Below are 15,149 nucleotides of genomic sequence, written 5' to 3' on the forward strand. Positions count from 1 at the left end.
CGACGGGCGACGCATGACCCGGAACGGGAATCTTTACCGCCGACCGGACGTTGACCGGATGACGACGACAGCGACACCTGTCCTGTGGGCGACAAGCCCGGGAGGCACGATTCATGAGTGAGCGAGCTCTTCGCGGCACGCGCCTCGTGGTGACCAGCTACGAGACCGACCGCGGCATCGATCTGGCCCCGCGCCAGGCCGTGGAGTACGCATGCGAGAAGGGCCATCGTTTTGAGATGCCCTTCTCTGTGGAAGCGGAAATTCCGCCGGAGTGGGAGTGCAAGGTCTGCGGCAGCCAGGCACTTCTGGTGGACGGGGACGGCCCCGAGGAGAAGAAGGGCAAGCCGGCGCGTACGCACTGGGACATGCTGATGGAGCGGCGCACCCGTGAGGAGCTGGAGGAGGTGCTGGCCGAGCGGCTGGCGGTCCTTCGTTCCGGCGCCATGAACATCGCCGTGCATCCGCGCGACAGCCGCAAGTCCGCCTGACGGACGGCACGGCTCGAGCAACGCCGAGGGGCCCGGTACACCTTGTGTGTACCGGGCCCCTCGGCGTTGCTCGTCAGGAGGCTCGCCCTTGGCGCCTACGGCGTCAGCGGCGGCCGGGGGTCCTGGGGCTGCCGCGGGCCCGGGCCCTGAGGGGCGTCCTCGCGGATGACCTCACCCTGGACGACCTTGCCGTCCGGGCGGTGGATACGAGCCTGCTGGAAGGCGTCCTGGAGGCTGCCGGGCGGCGCCGCGGCCATCCGGCGCTCGGCGACCTTGTCCGCGTACCGGCCGAGGACCGATCGGACGGGCGGGACGAGCAGCAGCAGACCGGCCGCGTCGGAGATCAGGCCGGGGATCATGAGCAGCAGACCGCCGAGCATCAGGAAGCCGTTGCGGTCGCGGGAGCCCGTCCGGTCGGCGGCCGGCGGCGGGGCTCCGTTCTGCGCCGCCGCCTGGGCCTGCTGGAAGGTCTCGGTGAGGTTCTTGAAGGCGCGGCGGCCCGCCCGCTTGATGACCACGGCACCGAGGACGGCGCCACCGACCAGCAGGGCGAACACGGTCAGCCCGCCGACCTTGCCCGCCACCACGATGAGCAGCCAGATCTCCAGGACCGTCCAGGCGGCCAGAGCCAGCGGGAGGAACGTACGCGCGCGTGAGCGCTTGGGGGCGAGGGGAGGCGGTGCGCCGGTCGTCATGCCCCCCAGTGTGCCTGGCGCCCCGCCGGAACGTCGTAAAGAAGGGATCAGCGGGACCGGAGGCCCCGGTTCAGCTCCCGGACTTCCGCCCGAGCATCTTGCCGACCTTGTTCGCACGGGCCGTCAGACCCCAGCCGGTGACCCGCCACAGCGCCTCGACGACGATGTTGCGGCTCATCTTGGAGTCGCCGATCTCCCGCTCCACGAAGGTGATCGGGACCTCCACGACGTGGAAGCCGGCGGCGACGGCGCGGCGGGCCAGATCGACCTGGAAGCAGTAGCCGGCCGAGGCCACGTCCTCGAGCCCCAGACCCTCCAGGGTCTCCTTGCGGAAGGCCCGGTAGCCGCCGGTGACGTCGCGGATCGGCACGTCGAGCATGACGCGGGAGTACAGGCTGCCGCCGCGGGAGATGAACTCGCGGGACTTGGGCCAGTTGACGATGCGACCGCCCGGGACCCAGCGGGAGCCGAGCACGAGGTCCGCGCCCTTGAGGGCGGTCAGCAGCCGGGGCAGCTCCTCGGGCTGGTGCGAGCCGTCGGCGTCCATCTCGACGAGGACGCCGTAGCCGTGCTCGATGCCCCAGCGGAAGCCGGCCAGGTAGGCGGCGCCGAGCCCTTCCTTGCCCTTGCGGTGCAGCACGTGGACGTGGTCGTCCTCGGCGGCGATCTCGTCGGCGAACTTGCCCGTGCCGTCGGGGCTGTTGTCGTCGGCGACGAGGATGTGCGCCTCCGGTACGGCTTCCCGTACGCGCGAGACGATCGGCTTGATGTTCTCCGCCTCGTTGTAGGTCGGAATGATCACCAAGGCTCTGCCGAGCGGGCCGTAACGCCTCTGGCCACCGTCGTTCACTACTGCCCCTTCGGATACATACGCGAACCCCCACCATAGCGAGCCCGTCTCGCGGGTCGGTCGCGGCGGGGCTGGTCGCGCGTCGGTGCCCCCTCCGGGGCCGCGGCGGGGGCACCCCTGCGGGGCGGCGGACGGCGGCACGCGGGGCGTGCGGATCGGGGCCCGGCGCCCTTCGGGCCGACCTGGAACCCGCTGGCTGCGGGTCGACCGAGAGCCGTTGTCTACTGGACGTCCGGGCCCCACCCGGGTCGCACCCTCCGCCGGAAAAAACCTTCCCTCGCCCCCGAGGCACGGGTGCTGGACCTGAGGCTTGAAACCGGTCGGACGTCCCTTGGTGGACGCGGAGAACCTACCCGCCCCCCGCCGGACGCTGTCAACACTCGCTTGACCTGCGGAGATGACCGATATTGCCAGGTCAGTGGGGAGGATCCGCAGGTCGCCGACCGGCCGGTTGATCATCGATCGGCGGTACGAAATGTCCCGACGTCACTCGTTCGGCCGTACGTAGACCGTTTGTCCGAAGACCACCGTGCGCAGACAGACGGGCAGCTCTCCGCCGGGGGTCAGATCGGGCAGGCCCGGCGTCCCCGAGCGCGGATCGGTCGACCAGCGGGCCACCCGGTCGTCCGGCGCCTGCACCACGAGTTCGTCGGCGCGCCAGATCGCGTAGTCGGCCGGGGCGCCGGGGACGAGGGTGCCGGCGTCGTCGCGGCCGACGGCCCGCCAGCCGCCCCGCGTGTGGGCGGTGAAGGCGGCCCGGACGGAGATCCGGTGCTCGGGGGTGCGGTGGAAGGCGGCGGCGCGGACGGTGCCCCAGGGGTCCAGCGGGGTGACCGGGCTGTCCGAGCCGAAGGCCAGCGGCACACCGGCCCGGAGCAGGGCCGCGTACGGGTTGAGGGTGCGGGCCCGCTCGGCGCCGAGACGCTCGGCGTACATGCCGTCCTCGCCGCCCCAGGCCGCGTCGAAGGCCGGCTGGACGGAGGCGGTCAGGCCGAGTTCGGCGAAGGCCGCGATCGTCTCGGGGGTGAGCATCTCGGCGTGCTCGACACGGTGGCGGGCGGCCCGGATCCGGGCGAGTCCGAGCTTCTCGGCGGCGGCCCGGACGCCGTCGACGACGGCGGAGACGGCGGCGTCACCGATGGCGTGGAAGCCGGCCTGGAGCCCCGCCTCGGTGGCGGCCACGACATGGGCCGCGACGGTGGCGGCGTCGAGGTGGGCGACGCCGGTGTGGCCCGCGTGGTCGGCGTACGCGTCGTGCAGGCAGGCGGTGTGGGAGCCGAGCGAGCCGTCGGCGAAGAGGTCGCCGGCCGCGCCGACGGCGCCGAGCGCACGGGCCCGCTCGACGTCGAGGTCGGCCCAGTAGCCGACGACGCGGGGTCCTGACTCGGTGCGGGCGAGGTCGAGGAGGCCGGTGAAGTCGTCCTCGGAGGAGATCTCGGGGCCGCCGCACTCGTGGAGGGTGCCGATGCCGAGCGAGGCGGCGTGCAGGCGGGCCGCGCGCTGGGCCTCGGTGCGCTGCGCGGGCGAGAGGGCCGCGTAGGCGGCGGCGCGGACGGCGTGGTGGGCGTCGCCGGTCAGCGGTTCACCGTCGCGGAAGCCCGTGCGGTCGCGGACACCCGGGACGAGGTCGAGCAGGGCGGTGGTGACGACGGCCGAGTGGACGTCGATCCGGGTGAGGTAGAGCGGCCGGCCGCCGGTGAGTTCGTCCAGCTCGTCGCGGCGCGGCGCGCGGCGCTCGGGCCAGCGCGCCGCGTCCCAGCCGTGGCCGATGAGGATCCGGTCTGCGGGGCGGGAGCCGGCGTACGAGCGGATCAGCTCGGCGGCCTCGGCGAGCGAGGCGGCGGCGGACAGGTCGAGGCCGGTGAGCGCGAGACCGGTGGCCGTGGTGTGCACATGGGCGTCGACGAACGCGGGGGTGACGAGCGCGCCTTCGAGGTCGACGACCTCGTCCACGCCCGAGGCGAAGGCGTCGGCGGCCCCCTCCGACCCCACCCAGGCGACGTGCCCCCGCTCCACCACCATGGCGGTGGCGAAGGGGTCTGCGGGGCTGTGGACTTCTCCGCCGCGCAGCAGGACGGTGCGGTGCTCGGTGTCGCTGAGGGTCTCGCTCATGGTGACCAGGCTAGAGCCGCGGCCGTGCCCGGCCGTACGCCGGGGCCGGGCACCTGGCCGGAGAAGGTCAGACGCGCGGCGGCCTGGCTTCGTACGGGGTGGACAGGACGACCGTCGTACGGCTGGAGACACCCGCCTGGGAGCGGATCCGGGTGAGCAGGTGCTCCAGTTCGAGCGGGGTCGCGACGCGCACCTTGAGGATGTAGTTCTCCTCGCCCGCGACGCTGTGGCAGGCCTCGATCTCCGGGATGTCGGCGAGCCGGTCGGGGGTGTCGTCCGGGGCGCTGGGGTCGAAGGGTTTGACGGAGATGAAGGCGGTCAGCGGAAGGCCGACGGCCTCCGGGTCGACGACGGCGGCGTAGCCGCGGATGACACCACGCTGCTCCAGTCGGCGGACGCGCTGATGTACGGCCGAGGTGGACAGGCCCGTGGCCTTGCCCAGGTCGGTGTAGCTCATGCGCCCGTCCCTGACGAGCAATTCGACGATCTGACGATCCAGCTCCTCCATGCGGTCAACCTATTGCCCCGGGGGTCCTTCGGCACAGTGGGGGTGGCATCCTCGGGGCACCTGCGAGCGGCATGTGACGAACGCCACAGGTTTGTCGACGGCTGGATCGAGACCTCACGGTTATGCACCCGGCCGTATGGGAATTGCTTGCTGTGGTCGAGGCCATACGTACTTCGGTCGACCCACCCGAGGGGGAGATTCTCCATGCAGGAGCCTGTTGATTCGGTCGAGACGACCGACGAGCTCGACGCGTACGACACGTTCGAGATGTACCGGGTGATCTGCCCGGACTGCGTCCAGCCGATCGCGCTGCTCGCGGACGAGGACACGCTGCCGGAGCACGCGCTGTGCCCGACGCCCTGGAACCCGTTCGTGCTGACGGTCTGCTCCGGCACCGGCCTGGCCGCGGCGGAGGCGCGCCCCGCCGACGAGACGCTGGACGTCCAGGAGCAGGACACCGCGCTGCTGCTGACGCTCCCCCAGGGGCTCGACTGGCGCACGCAGCCCTTCTCGCACGTCGGCGGTCCGGGCTCGCGTCCGATCAAGGTGCCGCAGATGCGGCGCGCGGCGTAACGACGCCTACCAGTAGTCGCCCCGCACCATCGCCGCGAGCGTGGCGTGGTGCAGGATCAGGCTGTCCGGATTCTCCGGCACCTGGACCTCCCCGAAGTGCGCCTGGCGGTACGCGACCCTGAGCATCACGATCGCGTGCCGCAGCGCCGCGTAGAGGGTGTGGAACTCCATGGCGCGCGGCGTGTGTCCGGTGAGTGCGGCGTACCGCCGCTCGATCGCGTCGCGCCGGAGGAAGCCCGGAAGGCCCGGCTGGCCGAAGCTGACGGTCAGGTCCTGGAAGAAGCGGTGGAGATAGACGGTCCAGCCGAGGTCGACCTCGCGCGGGGCGCAGCCGGCCATCTCCCAGTCGAGGACGGCGGCGGGCCGGAAACCGTCGTAGACGATGTTCCCGATGCGCGCGTCGCCCCAGTTGAGGACGGCGGGCCCCTCGTCGGCGGGCCAGTGCGCCTCCAGCCAGTCGAAGGCCGACTCGATGAGCGGGGACGGCGCGAGGCCCTTCACGACCCAGGCGTAGTAGGCGCGTTGGGCGTCGACATGGCGTCGCAGCGGGCTCCCGGCGCCGTCGGGCAGCAGGAACTCCGCCTCATCGGCGGGGAACTGGTCGTGCAGCCGGGCGAGCAGGGAGACGGACTCGGCCTCCAGGAGGGCGCGTTCGTCGTCGGTGGCGGCGTGCAGCCAGTTCCCCTCGTACGTATAGGGCATGACGTCCGGCGGTACGCGCCCCTCGGCGCGGGCCATCACGAAGAACGGGGCGCCGAGCGGCCCCGGGTCGCTCTCCAGCCAGAGGACGCGCGGGACGGGGATGTCGGTGTGCTCCCCGACCAGGCGCATGACCCGGTGCTGCCGTTCCATGTCGTAGACCGGGAAGATCGTGTACGCGGCGGGGTCGGCGGCGAGCCGCAGGGCGCAGCCGCGTACGGGGGCGTCGGGGTGCTCGACGTCGAAGAGCAGGGTCTCGCTGGACATGCCGTTGGACCCGGGCACGGCGAGCCCGGTGACGCGGGCGCCCGGGAGGCGGGGTTCGAGCCAGTCGGTGAGCCGGCGGCCCAGCTCCTCGGGGTCGCGGGTGCTGGTGCGCGGGCGGGGGGCGGTGGCCATGGACGCTCCTTGTCGTGGGCGGCTCGGTTCGCCGGTGGTCGCTCGGCCGGAGTCGGTCGGCGGTGGTCAGTCGGCCGTGGAGGTGTAGTCGGCGAAGCCGCTCGGGTCGTGGCGGCCGAAGGAGCCGTGCTCGAAGATCCCGTAGCCGGTGCGGCCTTCGAGGGTGAAGCGGGCCGCGTGGTCGGTGACGCCATAGGCGGCCATGGGGTGGGCGGCCGGGTCGGAGAGGTCGTAGACCCGGCGGTCGGTCCACCCGCGGCCCTGCCAGGTGCCGTGCTGCCAGTCCGTGGCGGGCGGGTACCCCGCGCCGACGGCGAGCGGGGAGGAGGCGAGGATCTCGACGTCGACCTCCAGGGGCTTCCCGGACGGGTCGGCGAGATGGACGACGGCCCGTTCGGGGGTACGGGTGCCGGGGCGGTACGTGATGTCGGTGCGGGGCCAGCCGAGTTGGGCGTCGCGCTGCCCGTTCCGTACCAGCAGCGCCTCGTTGAGGGTGCGGTAGCCGTCCGCGTCCTCCTGCGCGATGACCATGAGGAAGCGGTCGTCGAAGCGCATGGGTATCCAGAGCCAGTGGAAGCCCTCGGGCCGGAACTCCTCGGCGCGGCCGGGCTCCTCGCCGGGGATGGGCCGTACGCCCCAGCTGCGGTCGCGGGTGCCGGTCCACTCCCCCGCCGTGACGGCGAACTCCTCACCGCCCGCCCGGACGGTGCCGACGCAGTGGCCGGCCTGGACGAAACGGCGGCCCTCCAGGGTGAGCCGGTCGCCGCGGCGCTGGGTGTGGTGCGGCTCCCAGACCGGCGGGAAGTCGCCGGTCCAGGTGAGGTCGAAGGAGAGCGCATCGGGGTCGTCCGGGTCGGGCTCGCAGCGCAGGCTCAGCGTCTTCAGGGGTTCGTCGACCGTGATGCGCAGGGGGCCGACGGCGAGGCTCATCCGGTCGTCGCCGAGGGCGTCGGAGGCGCGGACCGCGTGCAGGCGGTCGCCGGTGCGCAGGGTCGCGTAGGCGTCCACGACCCCGGTGTTGGGGTAGACGCCGAGTCCGGCGATGAGCAGGGCGCGGCCCTCGTGGTCGAAGACGTGGAAGATGCACCGGTCGTAGGCGTTGCGGTCGCCGCTGACGTGGTGCTTCATCGAGAGCGGCGCCTGGTGCACGGGGTACTCGTCGAGCGGTACGGGCCGGTCGTCTGACACGTGTGACCTCCTGGTCGACAGCGGGATCTGACGGTAAGTCAGAATCCCGGTCGGAGGCCAGAGCCGTGCGGGACCCGATCGCGCCGCACACCGCGCCCCGCACCGCACGCACACCGCGCCCGGCCCGCGCCGGCCGGGCGCGAGCCGGGCGCGGGCCCGGCCGCCGGGTATCCGTCGAACGCCTCCTCGAATCCGCCCGGCGGTGACCCGCGCCGGGCGGGGCGCGTTGGGCACGGCATGACCACGCTGTACACGGCCCCCATCGGCACCGGGCGGCGGAGACTCGCCGAGCCGCGCTTTGAAGAATCGGTTCCCCGGCCGCCCGTGCCGGCACCGGCGCCCGCGCACCTCGCGGACCCGCCCATCTACCGGGCGATGCTCCACCAGTGGGCGAGCAACGGCCGGACCCTCCCGGGCCGGACCGACCAGGAGTGGAACCGGCTGACCGCCGCCCCGGTGTGGGCGGACCGGACCGTGCGCGTGAGCGGGGTCAGCGGGACCCTGGTCAGCGGGACTCCGGGCCGACCAGGTGCCGTGCGATGACCATCCGCTGGATCTGATTGGTCCCCTCGACGATCTGCAGCACCTTCGCCTCGCGCATGTACCGCTCCGCCGGGAAGTCCGCCGTGTAGCCGTAGCCGCCGAGCACCTGCACCGCGTCCGTCGTGACCTGCATCGCGGCGTCCGAGCAGAAGAGCTTCGCCATGGCCGCCGCGCGCCCGAAGGGACGCCCCTCGTCGCGCTGCCGCGCCGCCTCCAGGTACAGCGCACGGCCCGCCTCGATCCGGGTCGCCATGTCGGCGAGCAGGAAGCGGAGCCCCTGGAAGTCGGCGATCGGCCGGCCGAACTGCCGCCGCTCGCGCGCGTACGCCACGGCGACGTCCAGCGCCGCCTGGGCGACGCCCACCGCGCACGCCGCGATCCCGAGCCGCCCCGAGTCCAGGGCGGAGAGCGCGATGGCGAACCCCTGCCCCTCCTCGCCGATCCGCCGCGCGTCGGGGACGCGCACCCCGTCGAGGTGGAGCTGGGCGGTGGGCGAGCCCTTCATCCCCATCTTCCGCTCGGGCGGGGCCGCGCCGAGCCCCTCTGCGTCCCCCGGGACGAGGAAGGCGGTGATCCCCTTGGCGCCCTCCTCGCCCGTGCGGGCCATGACCGTGAGGAAGTCGGCGATCGGGCCGTGCGTGATCCATGCCTTGGTGCCGGTGAGCACCCAGTCCTCGCCGTCCCGCTCCGCCTTCGTCCGCAGCGAGGCCGCGTCCGAACCGGAGGCCGGTTCGGAGAGGCAGTACGCGCCGAGGAGGCCGCCGCCGAGCATCGCAGGGAGGTGGGCGGCCCGCTGTTCGTCCGTACCGAAGTTCGCCAGCGCGTGGCAGGAGAGCGAGTGCACGCTGACCCCGAGCCCGACGGTGAGGCGGGCGGCGGCCAGCTCTTCGAGGACCTGGAGGTACACCTCGTAGGGCTGGTCGCCGCCGCCGTAGGCGGAGTCGTACGGAAGGCCGAGCAGGCCGGAGGAGGAGAGCAGGGAGAACAGCTCGCGGGGGAAGCGGCCGGCGGCCTCCTCCTCGGCGGCGCGGGGGGCGATCTCCCGCTCGGCGATCTCCCGGACCAGGGCGAGCAGCTCACCGGCCTCCTCGGTCGGCAGCCGGCGGTCCACTCCCTGCGGGACGCGGTCGGGCATACGGCGTACTCCTCCCCGTCGGGCGCCGTGCCTGCGCGCGGCGCCACCGGTGGTCACTGCTGCGCCGATGCTGCCCCCGGCGGTTCACGGCGGGGGTCGCCCGACGCCCGTGGCGCGGGGAGTATGCCCGTTCGGCGGCGTCCGGTCACCCGGGCCGCCACTTCGGGCTCACATCAGGCCGGCCTGCGTGACGAACATGGCGAGGACGACGACGAGGGTCCAGCCGAGGACGTGCTCGAGGATCTTCGGACCGTCGTCCTTGGGCCCCCCGGTGCGGGCACGGGAGCGGGCGGCGGCGTGGGTGGTGGCGGTCATGGCGACCACAGTGCCAGCCGGGGGCGGCCGCGCGGTAGAGACGTCGGTCACGCCCCCGGGGCCCGTACGACCCTCGTCAGCGGATGCCGACAGTCGCGAGGCCTTGTCCCGCGCGGGTGTCGGGCGCTCGAGGCCATGGAGGGAGCAGCCCCCTCCTGTGCCGGAGACCACGGCGCCGCTCGCGCTGTACCGTGCCTCGACGCCCGGTCGGGTCGTTGGGCCGACCGAGGGAACCGCCCCGCGGAACGGAGAAGGACATGACAGGTGTCGAGCTGATCCTGGCGGCGCTGGCCACCGGTGCCGCCGCGGGTGTCTCGGAGTCGGCCGGCAGTGCCGTACGGGACGCGTACGCAGGTCTCCGGGACGCGCTGCGGCGTCGCCGGGTGACGGAGGACGGTCGGGAGGACGCGGAGACGGGGGAGCTGCTGGAGGCCGAGGAGATCGAACCGGGGCTGTGGGAAGCGCGGTTGCGGGAGCGACTGGTGGAGGTGGGCGCGGACCGGGACGAGGACGTCATCGCCGCCGCCCGGCTCCTGCTGGAGCGGGCCGACAGGGCCGACGTACGACCGGCGCACTACGAGGTGCACGCCGATCAGGCCAAGGGTGTGCAGGTCGGGGACCACAACACGCAGACGAACACGTTCTCTTGACCGGCGCCGCGGCCCCTCCGCCGGGCGGCGCGGCCGACGGCCCCCAGCGGTTCGGCCGGCCGGCGCCCGGCGCGCGTATCGACGCCTCGCACGCGCGTGGGGTGCAGATCGGCGACGGGGGCGTCCAGACGAACGTCTTCGTCACCGTGGGGACGCCGGTCCGCTCCGCGTACCTGCACCAGGTGCGGGCCATCGCACCCTCCGAACTCCGCGACCGAAAGGCGGAGTTGGAGGAGCTGACGGCGTTCTGCACGGATCCCGTGAGCCCCGGCTACCTGTGGTGGCGGGCGCCCGCGTGGGCGGGCAAGTCGGCCCTGATGGCCTGGTTCGCTCTGCACCCGCCGGCGGGCACACGCGTGGTGAGCTTCTTCGTCACCGGGCGCTTCGCCGGCCACGCCGACCGGACCGGCTTCACCGACGTCGTACTGGAGCAGCTGGCCGATCTGCTCGACCGACCGCTGCCGGCGCATCTCTCCGAGGCCACGCGCGGCGCGCACCTCATCGCCCTGCTCACGGACGCCGCGGCGCTGTGCGAGGAGCGCGGGGAGAGGTTGGTCCTTCTCGTCGACGGGCTCGACGAGGACCGCGGCGCCGCGTCGGGGCCGGAGGTCCACAGCATCGCCGCGCTCCTGCCGGCCACCCTGCCGCACGGACTGCGGGTCGTGGTCGCGAGCCGTCCCGATCCACCGCCGGCGGCCGACGTGCCGGACGATCATCCGCTACGGAACGGGGAGGTCCTTGTCCGGGAGCTCGGCATGTCGCCACACGCCCAGGTGGTACGCCGGGATGCCGAACGTGAGCTCAAGCGGCTGTTGCACGGTTCCCCGGCGGAACAGGACCTGTTGGGGCTCGTCACCGCGTCCGGTGGCGGGCTGCGAGCGGCCGATCTCGCGGAGCTGACGGGCCTCGACCGGTGGCGCGTCGACGAGCTGCTCGGGACGGTGACGGCCCGCACCTTCACCCGGCGCAGGGCTGCCGCAAGCGGCGTGGTGAACGCGGCCGAGGGTGCCGCTCCGGACGCGTACCTGCTCGCGCACGAGGAACTCCAGGCCGCGGCGCGCCGGTTCCTCGGGGCTCAGCTCGTCGCCCACCGGCAGCGGTTGTGCGCCTGGGCGGATGCGTACCGCGCGCGTGGCTGGCCGGAGGACACCCCCGACTACCTGCTGCGCGGATACACCGCCATGCTCGCCGACAGCGGCATGGCCAGGGAGCTGACGGCCTGCGCCACGGACGGCGCCCGCCACGCGCGGTTGCTCGCCCGCACCGGAGCGGACGCGGCGGCGCTGGCCGAGATCGGCACCGCCCAGGACGCGGCCCTCGCCCAGCAGCCGCCCGACCTGTCGGCGCTGGGCGTGCTGGCGGTCCATCACGGCTTGCTGGCCGCCCGCAACGCGGCCCTGCCGACGGCGCTGCCCAGCGCGTGGGCGGTACTCGGCGACTTCGCCCGAGCGGAGGCCCTGGCCGGTGCGACCCCGGAGCCGCGCACCCGAGCCGCGCTCCTGACGGACCTCGTGGAGCGGGCGGCCCGCGCCGGAGACCGCGCGCGGGCCGTGCGCCTCGCCGACCGGACGAGCGCGACCGCCCGCGGCATCGTCAACACTCATCTCCGGGGCGAGGCGTCGGCCGCGCTCGCGGGCGCGCTGGCCGGAGCCGGACTGGTGGACGAGGCGACAGCGGTGGTCGGCGCGCTCACGGACGAGGCGCAGCGCCGCGGCGCGGCCGGCGCCTGTGTCGAGGCGCTGGCACGAACCGGACAAGACGCGCGGCTCCGCACCCTGATCGCCGCGGTGGTCCGACCCGAGGGCCGGGAGGACGCCTGGCGAACCGTGGCGGACGTGTGGGGCCGGCAGGGCCGCGTCGAGGAGACCGAGCGGGTCGCCTCCGCGCTGACGTCGCGGGCCCGGGCCTTCGCACTCGAGTCCGTGGTGGGGGCCCAGGCCGCCGCCGGCCGGTACGCGACGGCCGAGGCGACCGCCGCCACCGTGCCGGATCCCTTCCTGAGGGAGCGTGCCCTGAAGCGGGTGGCCGTCGAACTGGCCAGGGCCGGCCGGTTCGACCGCGCCGAGGCGATCGTGGACCGGATCGGTGAGCCGATGCTGCGCAACGCGGGGCTGCAGCAGCTCGCGGCCGTCGCGGCTGACGGGCTGGTGCGGAACACCGCCGGGGCGGAGGAGCGGGCCCGGGCCACCCGGCTCTGGACGCGCGCGTGCGCCGGCGTCGACGCGCTGCCGGATCCCTCGTCGCGCGTACGAGAGTGGACCTACCTGGTGGAGCACGCCGCGCCGGCGGGGGGCCCGGCGGAGGTGGGCCGTCTCGCCGACCGCGCCGAGGCGGCGGCGCGCACTCTCAGAAGGAGTCACGCAGCGTCGTTCGCGCTGTCCCAGCTTGCGAAGGCGCTCGCTCGGGCCGGCGCGTACGACCGCGCCGAAGAGCTGATGCGCACGCTCTCCTCCTACACGGCCCAGGAGACGGCATGCGACCTGATCGAGGTGGCGGTCCGTCAGGGGCTGCACGTACGCGCCGAGGCTCTCGTCCGGTCCGGCGACAGCACCGTCGTACGGGACCGCTTGCTGCTGGCCATGGTGCACGCGCTGCGCGCGGAGGGGCGGCTGACGGAGGCCCTGGCTGCGGCGCGCACGCTCCGCTCGCCCCGGCGCCGGGCCGAGGGGCTGGCGGGCCTGGCGCTGGCGCTCGCCGAGGCCGGCGAGCGCCCCGAGGCGGCGGAGACGGCCGCCGAGGCGGAGCGAGGGGCGCGCTTCCTGGACGGTGGCGAGGAGGCCCGGTCTCTGGCCGCTCTGCTGCGTGGCCTCACGGTCGCAGGCGACAGGGCGCGCGCCGGCGTCCTGGCACAGAGGGCGGGTACGGCGGACAGCAGGCTCGCCGAGGAACCTTCGTTCACCAACGCTCTGCCCGAGCTGGTGGAGGCGCTCTACCGGGCGGCGACGCTTCAGCCGGCGGGACAGCTCCTGCGCGAGGCGCGGCCGGCGGTGCGGGCCGCTTGTCTCACGGCCCTCGTCGGCGCGGCCGGGCGCGCGAGGCGTCCGGCACATGTCACGGCGTTCGCCGCGAAGGCCCTCGCCGCCGCGAGGACCGATCCCTCCGACTCGGACTCGGCCGCGTACCAGGTGAGCCGACTCGCGCAGGCGCTGTACGCGGCAGGTTCGCCCCGGCGTGCCGAGGCCCTGCTGGCGGCGGTGAAGCACCCCGCGGCGCAGGTGCGCGGCTGGCGGGAGATGGTGATCACGACACCGCACGAGGATCACGCGCAACTGCATCGGATCGCGGACCTGGCGGAGGCGGCAGCCGCCGAGGCGACGCCCTCCAACGCCCTCGACGAAGCGCTGCTGTGGCTGGCCGAGGCGCTCGTTGGCGCCGGGCTGCACCACCGGGCCGAGCGGCTCGCCCGCCCGCTCCTGCACCCGTACGCGCGGGACGTCCGCACGACGGTGCGGATGCACGTCGCGGCGGCGAGGGGCGACCTTCTGGAGACCGCGCGGCTCGCGGGCACGATGCAGTCGCCCGGTTGGCGGCGTCGCACGATGTCGCTGCTCGCGGCCACGGCGGCGCGCGCAGGCGACGCCGGGGCGGCGCGCGAACTGCTCGGTGTGGCGACGCAAGGGGTCGGGCCGGAGGAGTGGCACGACTTCGTCGGTGAGGTCGCGGTCGCCATGGCGGCGTGCGGAGACCCGGACGCGGCCCTAGCCCTCGCCGAGAGCGTGCCGATCCCCGCGGAGAGGGCCCTGGTCCTCGTCGACGTCGCCCGGAAACTGGATCCCGCCCAGGCCCGCCCACTCTTGGCGCGCGCCTTGCGCGAGGGCGACTGGCGTCCGTGCGTGGGCGCCCTCGCCCGGAAGTGGCCGGAGGCGGTGGCCGCGATGGCCGACGCGTTCGTCGAGGCGACGGGGTGAAGGGACGGTCCACCGTGGCCCCGACCGACGGAGTCCCCCTTCACGAGGCGAACATGCTCACACCAGCCCGAGCGACCGCAGCGCGCGGCGCTGACTTGTTGGCGTCCGTTCCGGTCCCTTCAGGTGCCTCGTGCTGGATCGGTGTCTCGGCGCCTGCCCCGGACTCGCGGCGCGCCATGCCCGCCTGGCGGCAGTCCCGCTCCTAGTCCGCTGACATTGCCTTCGACTACTGCCGTCAGACGCCTCTGAGGCCTCACCAGTCACACCTGACGGGACCTCAGGTTCGCCACCATGAACATTCACGAGAGGCGGCGAACAGAAACAGCTACGCGGAATTCCCGGAGGAGGTCCATGAGCGACGCGACGAAGCCATCGCTCAGCGAACGCCGGGACGTTTCGAAATCGCTCCACACAATTTCCGCCAAGGGCCCGTTTCCGCAACTTGAGGACATGCAGTCCGCAAGTGCATCAAGATTCGACCCGAAGTATCCGCCAGGGCCGTTCACCGCCTCTCCCAGCGCACAGTAAAAGCCGGAAGGCGTGAGGATCTGTGCGCCATCCAGGTTCACAACCTCATCAGGACCGTAGCGCGCAGCTCGCCGTCCCACAGTGAACCACGAGTTTTGAACGACGTGGAGCCAGGCTTCCTGGAAACTCGCCGACTGCTGTACCCACTCCCCTTTGGGCAATTCGGCGACCGCCGCCCATCGCCGCCAAATCTCCGCAGCTTCACGGTATTCACAGCGATTACCGAAGGAGTGATACGAGACACTCGATGGCCTACCTTCCGGCGTCAGCGCATCGACGCCGCCAAGCACAGCCCGCCCGATGAAATACTCGCCGATCACCCTTCCCAGATGATCTCTGACCTCAAGCACCGCATCGTCAGTCCTACGCTTCCCTTCCCGCATCTCGTGGATTCCAAGGAAAGTCACCTCCGGTGACTCGTCAAAGAACCCCAGGACGTCTTCAGCCGAAATAAGTACGTCCCGCGACTCTTCTTCAATGACCACATAGAGAGGAATCCCTACAGGGAGATTCATGAAAACCTCGCCAGGTACGCGCCCTCACGTTCGAAGGAGCGGC

General features: G+C 73.1%; 14 protein-coding genes. 5 read left to right on the top strand and 9 right to left on the bottom strand.

Features of this window, described 5'->3' with window-relative positions:
• Positions 1–113: 113 nt before the first annotated feature.
• The gene (locus ACF09C_RS20565) at positions 114–488 is read left to right on the top strand and encodes an RNA polymerase-binding protein RbpA (RefSeq protein WP_026278069.1); all 375 of its coding nucleotides are present in this window, start codon (positions 114–116) and stop codon (positions 486–488) included.
• A 95-nt stretch (positions 489–583) separates the two neighbouring features.
• Here the strand turns inward: ACF09C_RS20565 and fxsA are convergent, their stop codons facing one another.
• The 4 genes from fxsA to ACF09C_RS20585 form a co-directional block, all read right to left on the bottom strand.
• Positions 584–1,183 (bottom strand): FxsA family membrane protein, encoded by a 600-nt coding sequence (fxsA, locus tag ACF09C_RS20570; protein WP_392093083.1) that lies wholly within the window; start codon positions 1,181–1,183, stop codon positions 584–586.
• Positions 1,184–1,253: 70 nt separating this feature from the next.
• Positions 1,254–2,033, bottom strand: coding sequence for a polyprenol monophosphomannose synthase (locus ACF09C_RS20575; protein ID WP_362424410.1), 780 nt, complete (start codon positions 2,031–2,033; stop codon positions 1,254–1,256).
• 486 nt (positions 2,034–2,519) lie between these two features.
• The gene (locus ACF09C_RS20580) at positions 2,520–4,145 is read right to left on the bottom strand and encodes an amidohydrolase (protein ID WP_392093084.1); all 1,626 of its coding nucleotides are present in this window, start codon (positions 4,143–4,145) and stop codon (positions 2,520–2,522) included.
• A gap of 67 nt (positions 4,146–4,212) precedes the next feature.
• Entirely contained in the window at positions 4,213–4,653 is a 441-nt protein-coding gene (locus ACF09C_RS20585; RefSeq protein WP_361968103.1) for an Lrp/AsnC family transcriptional regulator, read from the bottom strand.
• A 204-nt stretch (positions 4,654–4,857) separates the two neighbouring features.
• Between ACF09C_RS20585 and ACF09C_RS20590 the strand changes: the two genes are divergently transcribed.
• Positions 4,858–5,226 carry a hypothetical protein gene (locus ACF09C_RS20590; protein WP_392093085.1) on the top strand — a complete coding sequence of 123 codons (369 nt, stop codon included), beginning with the start codon at positions 4,858–4,860 and terminating at the stop codon, positions 5,224–5,226.
• A gap of 6 nt (positions 5,227–5,232) precedes the next feature.
• Here ACF09C_RS20590 and ACF09C_RS20595 read toward each other — a convergent pair whose 3' ends face one another.
• Positions 5,233–6,324, bottom strand: a complete 1,092-nt coding sequence (locus ACF09C_RS20595; RefSeq protein ID WP_392093087.1) for a phosphotransferase family protein — start codon at positions 6,322–6,324, stop codon at positions 5,233–5,235.
• A gap of 66 nt (positions 6,325–6,390) precedes the next feature.
• A complete protein-coding gene (locus tag ACF09C_RS20600) occupies positions 6,391–7,512 on the bottom strand; it encodes a hypothetical protein (RefSeq protein ID WP_392093088.1) in 1,122 nt (373 codons plus the stop codon).
• 237 nt (positions 7,513–7,749) lie between these two features.
• Between ACF09C_RS20600 and ACF09C_RS20605 the strand changes: the two genes are divergently transcribed.
• Positions 7,750–8,055, top strand: coding sequence for a hypothetical protein (locus ACF09C_RS20605; RefSeq protein ID WP_392093090.1), 306 nt, complete (start codon positions 7,750–7,752; stop codon positions 8,053–8,055).
• Here the strand turns inward: ACF09C_RS20605 and ACF09C_RS20610 are convergent.
• A complete protein-coding gene (locus ACF09C_RS20610; RefSeq protein WP_392093092.1) occupies positions 8,018–9,190 on the bottom strand; it encodes an acyl-CoA dehydrogenase family protein in 1,173 nt (390 codons plus the stop codon). The genes ACF09C_RS20605 and ACF09C_RS20610 overlap by 38 nt on opposite strands.
• 168 nt (positions 9,191–9,358) lie before the next feature.
• A complete protein-coding gene (locus ACF09C_RS20615) occupies positions 9,359–9,505 on the bottom strand; it encodes an SCO1431 family membrane protein (protein WP_392093094.1) in 147 nt (48 codons plus the stop codon).
• Between the two features lie 257 nt (positions 9,506–9,762).
• On the opposite strand from ACF09C_RS20615, the gene ACF09C_RS20620 reads away from it, so the two are divergent.
• Both ACF09C_RS20620 and ACF09C_RS20625 read left to right on the top strand, forming a co-directional pair.
• Entirely contained in the window at positions 9,763–10,155 is a 393-nt protein-coding gene (locus ACF09C_RS20620) for a hypothetical protein (RefSeq protein WP_392093095.1), read from the top strand.
• Positions 10,152–14,063: a hypothetical protein gene (locus ACF09C_RS20625; RefSeq protein WP_392093097.1), complete on the top strand. Its 3,912-nt coding sequence runs from the start codon at positions 10,152–10,154 to the stop codon at positions 14,061–14,063. The genes ACF09C_RS20620 and ACF09C_RS20625 overlap by 4 nt, the downstream gene beginning before the upstream one ends.
• A 299-nt stretch (positions 14,064–14,362) precedes the next feature.
• On the opposite strand, the gene ACF09C_RS20630 is transcribed toward ACF09C_RS20625, so the two are convergent.
• A complete protein-coding gene (locus tag ACF09C_RS20630; protein WP_392093099.1) occupies positions 14,363–15,106 on the bottom strand; it encodes a barstar family protein in 744 nt (247 codons plus the stop codon).
• Between the last annotated feature and the right edge of the window lie 43 nt (positions 15,107–15,149).

This window comes from Streptomyces sp. NPDC014870, assembly GCF_043081505.1.
Lineage (GTDB): Bacteria > Actinomycetota > Actinomycetes > Streptomycetales > Streptomycetaceae > Streptomyces.